The organism is Geminicoccus flavidas (assembly GCF_009806515.1).
GTDB classification, from domain to species: domain Bacteria; phylum Pseudomonadota; class Alphaproteobacteria; order Geminicoccales; family Geminicoccaceae; genus Geminicoccus; species Geminicoccus flavidus.
Map to the genome: position 1 here is coordinate 1 of NZ_WUJP01000005.1, position 1,326 is coordinate 1,326.

The 1,326-nt window shown below is 68.2% G+C and carries 2 protein-coding genes; both read right to left on the minus strand.

Features of this window, described 5'->3' with window-relative positions:
- Nucleotides 1–119 precede the first annotated feature (119 nt).
- Complete coding sequence (locus EQG76_RS00105) at nucleotides 120–665, minus strand: hypothetical protein (protein WP_159709483.1); 546 nt, start codon at nucleotides 663–665, stop codon at nucleotides 120–122.
- A gap of 100 nt (nucleotides 666–765) precedes the next feature.
- The coding region (locus tag EQG76_RS00110) for a hypothetical protein (RefSeq protein WP_159709485.1) at nucleotides 766–1,326 on the minus strand (561 nt) is incomplete at its 5' end.

A 1,326-nucleotide genomic window follows, 5' to 3' on the forward strand; every position in this document is an offset into this window, starting at 1 on the left:
CGAACATCGCGTCGGGCCCCGAATCTAGCAGGCTCCGCCGCTAAGTTCACGAATTTTCGATGAAATCGGGCGGCCAAGCCGGGAAACGAGAGCAGGCGCGGCATGCGGCCTACCGAAGCTCACGATCCGAGCAGGCTCGCCAGCACGGCGAAGCGCCCGCGCCAGTCCGCCAGCTCCTGGGTTTGGCCGATCTCCTCCTTGATGCCCGGCTGCAACGGGTACTTGTAGAGATAGATATGCGCGCCCCGCCCGTTCACACGGCGGCCGAGCGCCACCCATTCACGTACCACCGCGCCGGGAACCAGATAGTAATCGACGAACGGCTTCACCGGGATTGGCTGGCCGGCGAGCCGGCCCACCCGGCCATCCAGGACCACGCCGAGATCGACGGCCAGGAGCAGGTCGAAGGCCAGGTCGGCCGCGGCCGGATCGGGGGTTTGAGCCCAGCCGATGCTCTCGACGAAGCTGTTGCCCTTGAGCTGGACGCGGATCCGGCCGTCGGCCAGGAAATCGTTGCCCGGCTGGTTACGCCGGATGTGGTTGGCATCCTGGACCGGGCAGACGGGTGCGAGCCGGCTGAAGAGGGCATTTGCCGCCTCGGTCGCCAGCCGGTCCGGCAGCCGCATCCCTTCATGGCCCCGGATCGGCGCCGGTCGCCGCAGCACCGAGGCATGGACGCAGCTCCAGCAACGCCCGCTCAGGCTCGATAGGCCGAAAGCTCGGGTCGTGCAGCATCGGATTGCGTCGCCTTTCCGGCTGGTGGATTCAGCCGAACAGCCGGCGGAAGAAGCCGGCAGGGTCGGGCCGACTGGTCGTGGTAATGTCGACGCCGCCATAGACGAGCGGGCAGGGGATGATGCGGTGCTGCGGAGGCACGGCCCCAATCGCCACTGCTGCCACGCTGGCGTCCCTCGGGCGGGTGCCGAGGGGCTTGGGGCGGTCGAGCGGAACGGGGCGGATGTCGAACCCGGCCAGATGGGCAGCCACCAGATCGGAGCCGCTCTCCGGCCGCAGCCAGCCGACCTGCTCGCTGCCAAGTGTGCCCATCCGCTCCTGAACGCTCTGCCAGGCCTGCTGGAGATGGGCATTGAGCGGGCGGTTGCGGTCATCCTCGGCAGCCACCGCATGTTCATGCTCGAAGCCGGCGACCAGCCGCACCGGCCAGGGATTGTAGGTGATGGCATAGCAGAAGGCGGTGTCGTGGAGCGCGCCATAGGCCAGCTTCAGGCGCTGTCCGGAGCTCTCCTCACGGAACAGCCAGGCCTGCCAGCGGTAGCCTGCCACGGCCGGGCGATGATCACGCCAGTCGTCATAGAAGCGCGCCGA